Annotated in this window: 13 protein-coding genes; 10 read left to right on the top strand and 3 right to left on the bottom strand. The window is 73.0% G+C overall.

The window, feature by feature from the left end:
• The first annotated feature begins 185 nt into the window (after nt 1-185).
• Nucleotides 186-407, top strand: coding sequence for a hypothetical protein (locus tag B446_RS39265; protein ID WP_020941985.1), 222 nt, complete (start codon nt 186-188; stop codon nt 405-407).
• Nucleotides 408-446: 39 nt separating this feature from the next.
• Entirely contained in the window at nt 447-1523 is a 1077-nt protein-coding gene (gene trpD / locus B446_RS23820; RefSeq protein WP_020941986.1) for an anthranilate phosphoribosyltransferase, read from the top strand.
• A gap of 82 nt (nt 1524-1605) precedes the next feature.
• Here the strand turns inward: trpD and B446_RS23825 are convergent, their stop codons facing one another.
• The 3 genes from B446_RS23825 to B446_RS23835 form a co-directional block, all read right to left on the bottom strand.
• A complete protein-coding gene (locus tag B446_RS23825; protein ID WP_020941987.1) occupies nt 1606-2922 on the bottom strand; it encodes a cation:proton antiporter in 1317 nt (438 codons plus the stop codon).
• On the bottom strand, nt 2903-3490 hold the full coding sequence (locus B446_RS23830) for a flavin reductase family protein (RefSeq protein WP_052352179.1): 588 nt from the start codon (nt 3488-3490) through the stop codon (nt 2903-2905). Before B446_RS23830 ends, B446_RS23825 begins: the two co-directional genes overlap by 20 nt.
• An 85-nt stretch (nt 3491-3575) precedes the next feature.
• Nucleotides 3576-5177 carry a tryptophan halogenase family protein gene (locus B446_RS23835; protein ID WP_020941990.1) on the bottom strand — a complete coding sequence of 534 codons (1602 nt, stop codon included), beginning with the start codon at nt 5175-5177 and terminating at the stop codon, nt 3576-3578.
• Nucleotides 5178-5487: 310 nt separating this feature from the next.
• Here B446_RS23835 and sbnA point away from each other — a divergent pair, with 310 nt between their 5' ends.
• The 8 genes from sbnA (at nt 5488) to B446_RS23875 (ending at nt 13367) form a co-directional block, all read left to right on the top strand.
• A complete protein-coding gene (sbnA, locus tag B446_RS23840; RefSeq protein ID WP_020941991.1) occupies nt 5488-6504 on the top strand; it encodes a 2,3-diaminopropionate biosynthesis protein SbnA in 1017 nt (338 codons plus the stop codon).
• Nucleotides 6505-6571: 67 nt separating this feature from the next.
• The gene (locus B446_RS23845) at nt 6572-6835 is read left to right on the top strand and encodes an acyl carrier protein (protein WP_020941992.1); all 264 of its coding nucleotides are present in this window, start codon (nt 6572-6574) and stop codon (nt 6833-6835) included.
• On the top strand, nt 6832-8058 hold the full coding sequence (locus tag B446_RS23850) for a beta-ketoacyl-[acyl-carrier-protein] synthase family protein (RefSeq protein ID WP_020941993.1): 1227 nt from the start codon (nt 6832-6834) through the stop codon (nt 8056-8058). The genes B446_RS23845 and B446_RS23850 overlap by 4 nt, the downstream gene beginning before the upstream one ends.
• Before the next feature lie 57 nt (nt 8059-8115).
• A complete protein-coding gene (locus B446_RS23855; protein WP_020941994.1) occupies nt 8116-9210 on the top strand; it encodes a beta-ketoacyl synthase N-terminal-like domain-containing protein in 1095 nt (364 codons plus the stop codon).
• A gap of 59 nt (nt 9211-9269) precedes the next feature.
• Nucleotides 9270-10013 (top strand): 3-oxoacyl-ACP reductase FabG, encoded by a 744-nt coding sequence (gene fabG, locus B446_RS23860; RefSeq protein WP_020941995.1) that lies wholly within the window; start codon nt 9270-9272, stop codon nt 10011-10013.
• Nucleotides 10014-10039: 26 nt separating this feature from the next.
• Nucleotides 10040-10744, top strand: coding sequence for a 2-hydroxychromene-2-carboxylate isomerase (locus tag B446_RS23865; RefSeq protein ID WP_020941996.1), 705 nt, complete (start codon nt 10040-10042; stop codon nt 10742-10744).
• On the top strand, nt 10741-12189 hold the full coding sequence (locus tag B446_RS23870; protein ID WP_020941997.1) for a condensation domain-containing protein: 1449 nt from the start codon (nt 10741-10743) through the stop codon (nt 12187-12189). Before B446_RS23865 ends, B446_RS23870 begins: the two co-directional genes overlap by 4 nt.
• Complete coding sequence (locus B446_RS23875; protein WP_043476350.1) at nt 12186-13367, top strand: FAD-dependent monooxygenase; 1182 nt, start codon at nt 12186-12188, stop codon at nt 13365-13367. The genes B446_RS23870 and B446_RS23875 overlap by 4 nt, the downstream gene beginning before the upstream one ends.
• Nucleotides 13368-13531 lie beyond the last annotated feature (164 nt).

The following is a 13531-nucleotide window of genomic DNA, read 5'->3' on the forward strand; positions in this document are numbered from 1 at the left end:
CTCCCGGGGATATCGGAATTCATTGGTCCATATCCTCGAAAACACCCTCTGACCTGCAAGTATATCGTCGTTATCGTGACTGGGTGCAGGGCGAAGCTGGAGCGATAATAAAGCGAAGCGGCACTTCCATAGATTTCTTGCTGTCGGAACGGAACGCAGCAACGAAAAGCCAACGGGAGACGAAAATGCAGCTCGTCAGCTCCGCTCGCCGCACCAAGGTCCAGGCCCTCGTCCTCGCCGCCCTGACCGCGGGCGCCGTGTTCACCGCCGTGGCCGGTGCCGACCACGCCGAGGCGCAGCCGCGGCCGGCCGCGGTGGCCGACGGGCCCGTCCAGGCCGGTGCCGTGGTCTCCGGCGACGGAGTGACCGTGACGCTGGGCACCGACGGTGTCGACCCCTGGAGCTAGGCCGCGCCGCGGCCGGCCACGGACCGAAGGAGAGCACCTGTGAAGACAGGCACCGAACGGGAGCGTACGGAGCGCTCCTGGCCCGTACTGCTCGGCTCCGTACTGAACGGCCGTGACCTCTCCGGTGCGGACACCGCGTGGGTCATGGACCAGGTGATGCGGGGCAACGCCCCGGACGCCCTGATCGCCGGCTTCCTGGTCGCCCTGCGCGCCAAGGGGGAGACCGTCGGCGAACTGGAGGGGCTGGTCAGGGGAATGATGGCGCACGCCGTGCGCATCGACGTGCCGGGGAGGACCGTCGATGTGGTGGGCACCGGAGGAGACGGGGCCGACACGGTCAACATCTCCACCATGGCCGCCGTCGTGGCGGCGGGCGCCGGAGCGCGGGTCGTCAAGCACGGCAACCGCGCGGCGAGTTCGGCCTCGGGCTCGGCCGACGTGCTGGAGCGGCTCGGGGTGAACCTCAGGATCCCGCCGGCACAGGTCGCCGCGGTGGCCGAGGAGGCCGGCATCACCTTCTGCTTCGCCCCTGACTTCCACCCGGCGATGCGGCACGCGGCGGGGGCGCGCCGAGCACTGGGTATCCCGACCGTCTTCAACGCCCTGGGGCCGCTGACCAATCCGGCGGCGCCCTCGGCGCACGCGGTCGGTGTCTCCGACCCGCGGCTGCTGCCGCTGGTCGCCGGGGTACTGGCGCGGCGGGGGGCCACCGCGCTGGTGTTCCGGGGCGACGACGGGCTGGACGAGCTGACCGTGACGACCACGTCCACCGTCTTCGCGGTGGCCGGGGGCCAGCTCCGCCAGGAGACCTTCGACCCGCGGGACGTCGGGGTCGCCCTCGCGCCCGTCGAGGCGCTGCGCGGCGGCGACGCCGGGCACAACGCGGACGTCGCGCGCCGGGTGTTCGACGGCGAGCGGGGCCCGGTGCGCGACGCGGTGCTGCTGTCGGCGGCGGCGGCCCTGGCCGCCGAGGGCGCCGGCGGCCGCACGGTCACCGAGCGCATCGGCGCCGCGCTGGGCCGGGCCGCCGAGGCCGTCGACTCGGGAGCGGCCCGGGCGACGCTGGAGCGGTGGGTGGAGGTGACCACGGAGCGGGCACTGGCACCGGCCGCGTGACCGAGCGGGCCCCCGGGGTGGAGGTGATCCGCCCCGGGGGCCGCGCCCCGTACTCGCCGCCGGCCCCGCGCGGGCCCCGGCCTCACACGCCGGACGGGCTGGGTTCGGTGGACCGCCGGACGGCGTCCGCCGTCTCCTGCGGGGGTTCGGCAAGGGCCGGGGACGCGGGCAGCGGCTCCCGGCGGAACCAGGTGAGGGCGGGGGAGGTGACGGCGGTCGTGACGAGGGCCATGAGGACCAGGATGGTGAACAGCGACGGGCCGATCACCCCGAGCTGGAGGCCGAGGTTGAGGACGACCAGCTCGGTCAGGCCGCGGCAGTTCATCAGCGCGCCGATGGACATCGCCTCCCGCCAGGGCTCGCCGGCCAGGCGGGCCACCGCCGTGCTGCCGCCCCACTTGCCGAAGGCGGCCACCACCAGCACCGCGCCCGCCCACAGCCACTGCGTCGGGTCGCCGCCCAGCAGCCCGATGTCGGTCTTCAGGCCCGTGCTGACGAAGAACAGGGGCAGCAGCACCGGCAGGGTGAACGCCCGCAGGCGGGCCGCGGAGATCTCGACCGCGCGGGAGCCGCGCGGGGTCATCACGCCGAACAGGAACGCGCCGAACAGCGCGTGGATGCCGATCCGGTCGGTCACGAAGGCCGACAGGCACAGACCGCAGAAGAGGGCCACCAGGATGGTGGACTCCACCGCTCGCCCCGCCCGTTGGGCGGCCCGGGCGAGCAGCGGCCGCACCACCCACAGCATCACCGCGAGGAACACCGCCGACCACAGCGCCGTGAACGCCGCGTCCTGCAGCGAGCCGCTCGCGCCGACCGCCGCGACCACCGCGAGCAGGCACCAGGCGGTCACGTCGTCGACGGCCGCGCAGGCCATCGCCAGCGAGCCGAGACGGGTGGTGTACATGCCGCGGTCGGTGAGGATGCGGGCCAGCACCGGGAACGCGGTGATGCTCATGGACACCGCGATGAACAGGACGAACGGCAGCCGGCCCACGCCCTCGGGGGCGAACGTGCCGTACATGCCGACCGCCAGCAGCGAGCCGAGCACCAGCGGCAGGGCGATGCTCACCTGAGAGACGGCCACCGCGGTGCGGCTGTGCCCGCGCAGCGCCGACAGGTCCAGTTCGAGGCCGACCAGGAACATGAACGCCAGCAGCCCCAGGTTGCCCAGCGCGCCGATGTACGGCAGCACCTCGGGCGGGAAGAGCCAGTGCTGGAGCGAGGGCGAGACCCAGCCGAGCAGGGACGGGCCGAGCAGGATGCCCAGGGTCATCTCGCCGATCACGGGCGGCTGGCCCATCCGCCGGAACAGGCCGGCGCCCGCGCGGCAGGCGGCGATCACCACCGGCACCGCGATCAGCAGGTCGGGCAGCGGGTCAAAGGCGGGAGCCGACACGCGTGTCTCCTTCGAGTGCGGTGGACAGGGGCACCTCGGCGGCGGCCTCGGCCGGCGGGCTGGTCGCCACCGACCAGCGGGCGTAGCGCCTGCGGCCGTACAGCAGGGGCTCCCCCGCGTCGGCCAGCGTGACGCCGGTGACCCGGCCGAAGACGGCCGTGTGGTCGCCGACCTCGACCGCCTGAGTGACCTCGCAGTCCGCCACGGCCAGCGCCGCCCCGGTGAGGTGGGGGCCGCCGGCGCCCAGCGGGAGCCGCCACTCGGCGCGCTCGAAGCGGTCGGTGGCGCCGGAGGCGAACAGGTCGGAGACGGCGCGGGCCCGCTCGTCCAGCAGGTTGACGGCGAACCGGCCACTGTCCAGGGCCGCCCGCAGGGTGGGTCCCGCGGTGCGCAGGCAGACCACCAGGGTGGCCGGGTCGAGGGCCACGCTCGCCAGGGAGCTGCAGGTCATCCCGCGCGGCGCGGAGTCGGCGCCGAGTGCGGTCACGACGGAGACCCCGGACGGGAAGCAGGACATCAGCGGGCGTATGTCGGTGTTGTCGGACGACGTGCTCAGGGATGTGCTCATGCAGGAGGACTCCTGTCGGTGAGAGGCCGGCGGTGCCGCGCCGCGGAAAGCGGCGGGCACCGCCGTGCGGTGCTGTGCCGAGGGCCTACTTGCCGTGCAGCCGGCGCAGGTAGTCGTGGGCGCTGGGCAGCGTCTGCAGCAGGTGCTCCTGCTGCTGGCGCACCTGCTCGAAGAGCGGCTGGGCACCCGCCACGGACTCCGGCTTGTGGGCGAGCGCGGGCAGCGGGGCGTCCGGTTCCAGCCCGAGGCCGGCGAAGATGCAGTAGTAGCTGCCGTTGGTCCAGAAGTTGCGGAACTCCGCCTCGAAGTTGCCGTAGTACGTCGACTCGTCGGCGATCGGCGAATTGATCGGCAGGCCCGCCTTGTAGGCCTCGATCTTCTTCTGGATGTTCTCCGGGAGAACCAGTTCCTTCTGGGCCCGCCAGAACGGGCTGTCGTTCCGCGGCGCGTAGTAGAAGTGGGCCTGGATGAAGTCGCGGGTGTCGTCGAACATCTCCTCGATCTCGTGGTTGAAGCTGTCGACGAGCGCCGGGTTGAAAGAGCGGTCCGGGAAATGCTTCGCGAGCTGGTAGATGGCGGCCGTGATGAAGTAGATGCCGGTCGACTCCAGCGGTTCGAGGAAGCAGGAGGCGAGGCCGATGCTCACCACGTTGTTGACCCAGGCGCGGCGGTTGCGGCCGACCCGGAAACGCACGTGGTTGAACTGGGTCTCGTTCGGGTCGAGGCCCCACATCTCGCAGAATTCCGCGGTGGCCTCCTCCTGCGTGGTGAATTTGCTGGAGTAGACGTATCCGGAGCCGAAGCGGCCCAGCATCGGGATCTTCCAGCTCCAGCCGGACGACATCGCGATCGCCGAGGTGTACGGCTCCACGCCGTTCGCCTCGTCGTCGTGCGGGACGGCGGTGGCGACCGCGCGGTCGCACATGAGGTGGTCGCTCATGTCCAGGAACGGCTCACCCAGCGCCTGGTTGATGAGCAGCCCGCGGAAGCCCGAGCAGTCCACGAACAGGTCGGCGTCCATGACCCGGCCGGACTTGCAGTGCAGCGCGGTCACGTGGCCGCGCTCGTCCTGCTCGACCCGCACCATCTCGTCCTGGACGTGCTCCACACCCTGCTTCTCGACGGCGAACCGGCGCAGGAAGTCGGCGACCAGCGCGGCGTCGAAGTGCCAGGCGTAGCGGGTCGAGGGGGTGCCGTCGAGCCACTTCGGGGAGAGCTTGGCGTCCATCACCGGCGGCTCGCGGAAGACCGCGTAGTCGAACGGCTGGTCGGTGCTGCCCTCGTACTTGTTCTTGAACCAGTAGTGCGACAGCGGGGTGTTGTCGTGGTCGGGCAGGATGCCGAACGGGTGGTAGAAGTGGTCCGGCCGGCCGTCCTCCAGCGTGCGGGCCCCGGCCTCGCCGCGGCCGGGCGTGCGCCAGTTGACGAACCGCACCGCCATCTTGAAACTGGCGTTGCACTCGCGCATCCACTCCTCCTCGGGTATCCCGAGGTAGTCGAAGAGCACGCGGTGCAGGTTCGGCACGGTCGCCTCGCCGACGCCGATTCTCGGAATGGCGGGGGCCTCCAGCACCTGGATGTCCACGGTGCCCTGAAGAGCCTTGCCGAGGTAGGCGGCGGTCATCCAGCCGGCCGTACCGCCGCCGAGAATGACTACCTTGCGGATACGCGAGTCGTTGTCGGTCATGTGCGGGGCTCTCTCTTCTGGTCGGGTGGTCGGGAGCACATTCGCCCCGATGCTGTCGAGCGATTCCACGCCAGATTCGGAGGGCCGGCTATGCCGTTTCTATAGATGGCTGGAATCTCGGCTTGAGCAGCCTTGTATGGGTGAGGTATAGGCGGCCCGGCGATTGTCGGGGCGCATGGAAAACCGCCCCGCAACTCCCAGCAGAGGATGGCTGCATCAGATGCCGTACGAAGACGGGAATGCCGTTGTCCAGGGGCCGGGCGGACTCCCCGGAACTCCGCCGGCCGGACTCAAGGGAATCCTTTCCACGGTGGGGGGAACCCCGCTGATCGAGCTGGAACGGCTCGTGCCGGGATTCCCCGGCAGGCTGCTGGCCAAGGCCGAACGGTTCAACCCCGGCGGCAGTGTCAAGGACCGCTCCGCGCTCGGCATGGTGCTGGGCCGGATCCGTTCCGGTGAGCTCGTGCCCGGCCGCTCCACGGTGATCGAGTCCAGCTCCGGCAACCTCGCCATCGGACTCGCCCAGATCTGCGGGTACTTCGGACTGCGTCTCGTCTGCGTGGTCGACGCCCGCACCACCCAGCAGAACATCGCGATCCTGCGCGCCTACGGCGCCGAGGTCGAGGTGGTCCGCGAACCGGACCCGGTCACCGGCGAACTGCTGCCCGCGCGGCTGCGCCGGGTGGCCGAGCTGCTGGCCGCGACACCCGACTCGTACTGGCCCGACCAGTACGCCAACCCGCTCAACCGGCAGGCCCATCTGACCACCATGCGGGAGATCGCCGAGGAGCTCGACGGCCGGGTGGACCACCTGGTGCTGGCCGCCGGCACCGGCGGCACCCTCGGGGGCTGCGCCGAGTACATCCGGCAGGCCGGCCTGAACACCACCGTGCACGCCGTCGACGCCGTCGGCAGCGTGCTGTTCGGCCCGACCGCGAGCTGCAAGCGGCTGGTGCCCGGGCACGGCGCCTCGGTACGGCCGAAACTGCTGCGCCCCGCGGACGCCGCGCACGTCGTCCACGTCACCGACCTGGACTGCGTGGTGGGCTGCCGGCGGCTGGTGCGGCGCGAGGCGATCCTCGCGGGCGGCTCCTCCGGAGCGGTCGTGTCCGCGCTGGACCGCGTCCTGCCGCGGGTCGAGCCCGGCGCCACCGTCGTGCTGATCCTGCCCGACGGCGGCGACCGCTACCTCGACACCGTCTACGACGACGCCTGGGTCCGCCGGCACTTCGGTGCCGTCGCCCACCTGTGGTCGGAGACCGACGACGCCGTCTTCCCCCAACAGATCGCGAAGAGCGGTGAGTTGGCGGATATAGGCCATCGATAGCACGTCCGCCCAGCATGGTCGGCATCGACCACGGAACCCCATCCGACCCTTTTCACGGAGGCACCCCATGACCACGCAGATCCCCGCCCTGGACGACGCGGCGCGCACCCAGATCAAGGACATCGTCTGCGACATCCTGGAGCTGGAGCTCGACGAGGTCTCCGACACCAGCCTGTTCAAGGAGGAGCACGACGCCGACTCGCTGCGCACCATCGAGATCCTCGCCTCCCTGGAGCGCACCTTCGGCATCACCCTGAAGCAGTCCGAGCTGAGCCGCATGGTCAACCTCGCCGGCGTCCACGCCGTGGTCGCCGAGGCCAAGGCCCAGTGACCGGCGCCCGGCACCGGGTGGTCGTCACCGGCCTCGGGGTGGTGACCAGCATCGGCACCGGAGTGGACGCGTTCGCCGCGGGCCTGCGGGCCGGGCGCAGCGGGGCGAAGCCGATCACCGCCTTCGACACCACCGGCTTCGCCTACTCCAACGCCTGCGAGATCACCGACTTCGACCCCGAGGCCTGGATCACCGGGCAGTCCCCGGACGACCTCGGCCGCGCCGCCCAGTTCGCGGTGGCCGCGAGCCGGATGGCGGTGGCCGACGCCGGCCTCACCGAGGAGCAGGTGCGCGCGGTCCGGTCGCTGGTCTCCGTCGGCACCACCGACGGGGAGTCCCGCGACCTGGACCACCTCACCGGCCTCCAGGTCTCCGGCGGCGACGACGTGCTCGACGCCGTGGTGGCCCGCCGGGTCTGGCCGGGCCGGCTGTCCGCGGGGATCGTGCGTGAACTCGCCCTGGAGGACGTGGAGACGGTCACCGTGCCGACCGCGTGCGCGGCCGGCAACTACGCGGTCGGCTACGGCTACGACGCGATCAGCTCCGGTGACGTCGAGATGGCGCTGTGCGGCGGCGCGGACGCGCTGTGCCGCAAGACCTTCACCGGCTTCTACCGGCTCGGCACCATCGCACCCGACGTGTGCCGTCCCTTCGACGCCGACCGGCAGGGCATCCTGACCGGCGAGGGCGCCGGCATCCTGCTCATGGAGTCGCTGGAGTCGGCCCTGGCCCGCGGCGCCCGCATCTACGCCGAGGTGCTCGGCTACGGGCTGTCCTGCGACGCGAGCCACCCGGTCGCCCCGGACCGCGACTCGATCGCCCGCTGCATCACCGCGGCCCACCGCAACGCCGGGATCGAGGCGGCCGACGTCGACTTCATCTCGGCCCACGGCACCGGCACCAGGGCCAACGACGTCACCGAGGTCGGCGCGATCCGGCAGGTGTTCGGCGAGGAACTGCCGCGCACCGTGTCGATCAAGTCGATGATCGGGCACACCATGGGCGCCGCCAGCGCCCTCGCCTCGGCGGCCTGCGCGCTCGCCCTGCGCGACGGCTTCATCCCGCCGACCGTCAACCACCGCACCACCGACCCCGAGTGCGCCGTCGACTGCGTGCCCAACGAGGCGGTCGAGGCCGAGCTGAAGGTCGTGCAGAACAACGGCCTCGCCTTCGGCGGCAACAACGCGGTGCTGGTGCTCGGCCGGTGGGACACCGCGGCCTGAGCCTCGCCGCGCCCGCGACGAAGACAACGCAGGAGTCACAGAGGGGAGTGGGACGCCATGGCAGCCGAAACGGGCGCGCCGCCGGCGGAGCTGGTGATATCGGGCTGGGCCGTGTCCTCGCCGTACGGACTGGGCAGGACCGCCTTCGCCGGGGGCCTCGCGTCCGGACGGCGCGCGATCGCCCCGCTGGACGGCGCCGACTGGCCGGTGCCGTACGAGGAGGCCGGGCTGATCCCCGGCTTCGACATCAAGGCGGTGCTCGGCCGCAAGGGCACCCGTTCCATGGACCGGGTCACCGGCATCGCGGCCGCCACGGTCGGGATGCTCCTGGAGCAGTACGGGGCCGGACTGGCCGCCGACGCGGAGTCGACCGGGCTGGTGCTCGGCACCTCCGGCAGCGTGCAGTCGATCATGGACTTCACCCGGGACGCGCTCACCGGCGACAAGCCCTACCTCGTCGACCCGGCGCGCTTCCCCAACACCGTCATGAACTGCCCCACCGGGCAGAGCGCCATCCGGCACACCCTCAAGGGCCCCAACGTCACCGTCTCCGGCGGCGCGGCGACCGCGCTGCTCTCCCTGCAGTACGCCTCCCGGCTGCTGCGCGGCGGACACGGCAGGGCGCTGCTGGCCGGCGCGGCCGAGGAGTTCTCCGTGCAGCGCGCCCGCCTGGAGCGGGTCGCCGACCACGGTGGGGCGGCGCCGCAGCCGCTCGGCGAGGGCGCCGCGCTGTTCCTGCTGGAGGGCGCCACCGACGCCCGCGAGTCCGGCCGTCCGGTGCTCGCCACCGTCCTCGGCTCCCGGTTCCGCGCCTTCCAGGACACCGCACGGGCCGGTACGGCGCTGGAGGCCTGCGTCGCCGACGTGCTGGCCGCCGCCGGCGCCGCGCCGGACGACGTGGAGCTGATCGCCCCCGGCACCCCGCCCGGACTGCTCGGCAAGCAGGAGGAGTCCGCCCTGGACGGACTCACCGGCAACCGGCTGCCGGTGCGCTCCCTGGTCGGCGACGCCGGGGCGGCCTCCGCCGCCTTCCAGCTCGCCGCCGTCCTCGCCGAGGCGGAGGCCGACCCGCGCCTGGTGGACCGGCTGACCCTGGTCACCGCCGTCGACCGGGACGGCACGGCGGGCGCGCTGCTGCTGCGGCCGGCCTGACCGCCGCAACCCGTCCGCACCACGTACCCCGTACCCAGCCCTAGGAGAGAGGCAAGTCCATGTCCGACACACCGAGGCCGGTGGCGCTCGTCACCGGTGGATCGCGCGGGATCGGGCGGGCCGTCGTGGAGACGCTGGCCCGGGACGGTCACGACGTGGCGCTGTGTTTCCAGTCCAACGAGCAGGCCGGCGAGATCGCCGCCAAGGCGGCCGCCGCGCACGGCGCGCGCACCCTCGCCCGGCGCGTCGACGTCACCGACCGCGCCGCCGTGGCGGGCTTCGTACGGGAGACCGAGGACACGCTCGGCCCGGTGGACGTCCTGGTCACCGCGGCCGGCATCGTCCGCGACGGCCACCTGGCGATGATGGCCGACGAGGACTGGGACGCCGTGCTGCGCACCAACCTCGACGGCACGTACAACTTCGTCAAGGCGCTGGCCTTCCCCATGATGAAGCAGCGCCGCGGCACCGTGATCACCCTCTCCTCGGTCGCGGCCGAGGGCCACGCCACCCAGACCAACTACTCCGCGTCCAAGGCCGGGATCATCGGCCTGACCAAGGCATTCGCCAAGGAGGCGGGCCGGGCCAGCATCCGCGCCAACGTGGTCGCCCCCGGCTTCATCGGCACCGACATGACCGGCGGGCTCTCCGAGAAGCACGTCAGGGAGATGACCCGGCGCATCCCGCTGGGCCGCTTCGGCGAGCCGCACGAGGTCGCCGAACTGGTGTCCTTCCTCGCGGGCCCGCGTGCCTCGTACATCACCGGACAGGTCTTCGCCATCGACGGCGGACTGGTCGTCTGACCAGGGCACCACGGAAGGAATCAGCCATGCCACGCGCCGCCCGGCCGCCGCGGTTCTACTTCAACCTGCGCAGCCCCTACAACTTCTTCGCCCTGCGCGCGCTGCGCGCCCACCGCCCCGAACTGCTCGACCGGCTTGAGTGGCGGCCCTTCTGGGAGCCCGACGAGACCAGCGGCAAGCTGCTCGCCGAGGCCGGGGCCGAGTTCCCGTACACGCCCATGTCCCGGGCCAAGCAGTTCTACATCCTGCGCGACGTGCGCCGGCTGGCCACCGCCCGCGGCCTCGACCTGACCTGGCCGGTGGACGCCACGCCCTGGTGGGAGCCGGCGCACCTGACCTGGTTCGTCGCCGAGCGGCACGGGCTCGGCCAGGCGTGGGTGGAGCGGGCCGGCCGTGCCCGCTGGCTGGAGGGCCGCGACCTGTGCGACCCGGCCACCGTCACCGAACTCGCCGCCGAACTGGGCTTCGAGGCCGCCGACACCGACGACCCCGGCCTGCGCGCCCAGGGCGCCCGGGCCCTGCTGGACGTCGTGCGCGACGGCGTGTTCGGGGTGCCGTACTTCATCAACGGCTCGGAGCCCTACTGGGGCCTGGACCGGGTGGCCGACTTCGTCGCCTCCTTCGACGACCCGGGCGACGGCACGGACGACCGCCCTGGCCCCGAGTCCGCCGACCTGTCGGTCGTCGCGGGCCGCGCCTCCGACCTGAGCCACGCGGGAGGCTGCGGATGAGCACCGCCGTACGAGCGCTGCCGCTCACCGCGATCCAGGAGTCGATGTGGACGGCGTACCGCATCGCGCCGGACAGCGCCGCCTACAACATCGTCATGCCGCTCAGGCTGCGCGGCCGGGTCGACCCCGCCGCCATGGACGCGGCCGTCGCCTCGGTCGGCGAGCGCCAGGAGCTGCTGCGCTCCGTGTTCACCGAACAGGACGGCCGTCCGGTCCGGGTGGTCCGCGAACAGCCGCTGGTGCGCCTGGAGTTCCGCGACCTCGACGGCGCGGACGAGAGCCGGCTGTTCGAGGCAGCCGAGGAGGCGGGGGCGCGGCCGTTCCGCCTGGAGGCGGGCACCTTCCGGGTCGTCCTGCTGCGGCGCGCCGACGACGACTGGGCGCTGGTCACCTCCGCCCACCACATCGTCAGCGACTTCACCTCGCGCTGGCTGCTGGTCCGCGACGTCCTGGACGCCTACGCCGGGCACGCCGCCGGCACCGCGCCCACCTGGCGGCCGCTGACCTCCTCGTACAGCGAGTACGCGGCCGAGGAACTGCGCTACACCGCCTCCGACGAGGGCCTGCGGGCCGCCGAGGAGTGGCGGGCCGCCATGAGCGGCTCCGCCCCCGCCGAACTGCCGCTGGACCGGCCCAGGCCGCGGGTGCGCTCGCTGCGCGGCGCCACCGTCGTGCGGCGGCTCGCGGCGGAGTCGGCCGACGGGCTCGGCCCGGCCGCGCACACCGCGGGCGTGACCCCGTTCGCCTACCTGCTGTCCGTGTTCCAGGCCCTCACCCACCGGTGGAGCGGCCAGGACGACTTCCTGCTCGGCGTGCCCGCCTCCGCGCGCTCCGGGCGCGGGCAGCGGGACCTGATCGGCTGCTTCCTCAACACCATGCCGGTGCGCGCCGAGTTCGGCCCCGACACCACGTTCCGGTCGGCGGCCGCGCAGGCCGGCGAGCGGGTCATGCGGGGCATGCTCGGGGTGCGTCACCCCTGCGGGCTCGCCTTCCCCGACACCGTGCTGTTCCGGGCCGCGCTGTTCCTGGTCCAGATGGACCGCATGCAGCCGCCCGTGCCCAACGTCCCGCCGGGCGAGGCCGTCGGCCCGTCCATCCCCTACGCCGGGCTCGACATCGCCCTGATCGACGTGCCCCAGCAGGAGGGGCAGCTGGACCTGCTGCTGCGCATCGAGCAGACCCCGGACGGCGTCACCGCCGTCTTCTCCTACGACACCGACGTGCTGGACCGCGCGAGCGTGGAGCGGTTCGCGGACGGCTACGAGCGGCTGCTCGCGGCCGCCGTGCGGGACCCGGACACGCGTGTCGCGGACGTCGAACTGGCCGGCGCCGCCGACCTGGACGCGCTCCTCGCGCTCGGCGACTCCGGCACCTACGGCGACTTCGCCTTCGACGAGTCGTACGACGCCTTCGAATCCTTCGAGAACGCCTGGGACCACCGATGATGACGACCAACACGATCGCGGTGACCGGCGCCGGCATCGGCGGCCTCGCCGCTGCCGCGGCCCTGCACCGGCGCGGCATCGACGTACACGTCTACGAGCGCGGCGACAGCCTGCGCGAACAGGGCGTCGGCATGCACCTGGGGCCCAACGGCACCCGGCTGCTGCACCGGCTCGGCCTGGCCGACGAGCTGGAGCGGGTCGCGGTGCGCCCCGAGGCGCTGGAGGTGCGGGCCTTCCACGACGGCTCGCTGGTCACACGGCAGGACATGGGCGCGGCCTGGGAGCGGGCGTTCGGCGCCCCCTACCTCACCGTGCACCGCGGCGACCTGCACCGGATGCTCGCCGCCCTGCTGCCCGCCGCCCGGGTGCACACCGGGCGCGAACTGGTGGCGTACGAGGAGAGCCGCAAGGGCGTCACCCTGCGCTTCGCCGACGGCACCGCGACCCGGGCCTCGGCGCTGGTGGGCGCGGACGGCGTGCACTCGGTGGTGCGGCGCTCGCACACCGGGGACGAACGGCCGGTCTACTCGGGCAACAGCGCGCTGCGCGGCCTCGTGGACGCCGCCGACGTGCCCGGACTGGACCCGGCCGTGATGTACATGTTCGCCGGACCGGCGGCCCGGGTACTGGTGTACCCGGTCAGCGGGGGACGGCAGTTCACCTACGTCGTGGTCGCGCCGGCGCCCGAGGGGATCGCCGAGTCCTGGACCAGCACGGCCGGCCGCGCCGACCTCGACGCCGCGCTCGGCGGCTGGGCGCCGCAGGTGCGCGCGCTGGTCGGGGCGGCCCGAGAGGTACGGCGCTGGGCGCTGTACGACCGGGCCCCGCTGCGGCGCTGGAGCACCGCCCGCACCACGCTGCTGGGCGACGCGGCCCACCCGATGCTGCCGCACCACGGCCAGGGCGCCAACCAGGCCGTCGAGGACGGCGTCGCGCTCGCCGTCTGCCTCGCCGAGGCCGGACCCGGCGGCGACGGGATCGCCGCCGCGCTGGGCCGGTACGAGGCGGTGCGCCGGCCGCACACCACCCGGGTGCAGCTCGGTTCACGGGACGGGAAGGCCCCCGGCAAGGGCGTGCGGGAGCAGGCGGCCGACGTGTCCTGGATCCTCGCGCACGACGTCGAACGGAGCCTGTACGAGGACCCGTACGAGGAGGTGTCCGCGGACACCGCGGCCTGACCGCGTTCCTGCCCGACCGCGTTCCCCCCGGGGCCCCCGACGCCGCACCGGCGTCGGGGGCCTCGTCGTGCCGTTCGCCGTGCCGTTCGCCGAGCCCTCGCTGCGCCCGGTTCCGAGGCGCGCGAGGGGGCGTACGCGCGGGCGTATAGAGGCCCGATACGTCA

Source organism: Streptomyces collinus Tu 365, assembly GCF_000444875.1.
Taxonomy (GTDB): domain Bacteria; phylum Actinomycetota; class Actinomycetes; order Streptomycetales; family Streptomycetaceae; genus Streptomyces; species Streptomyces collinus_A.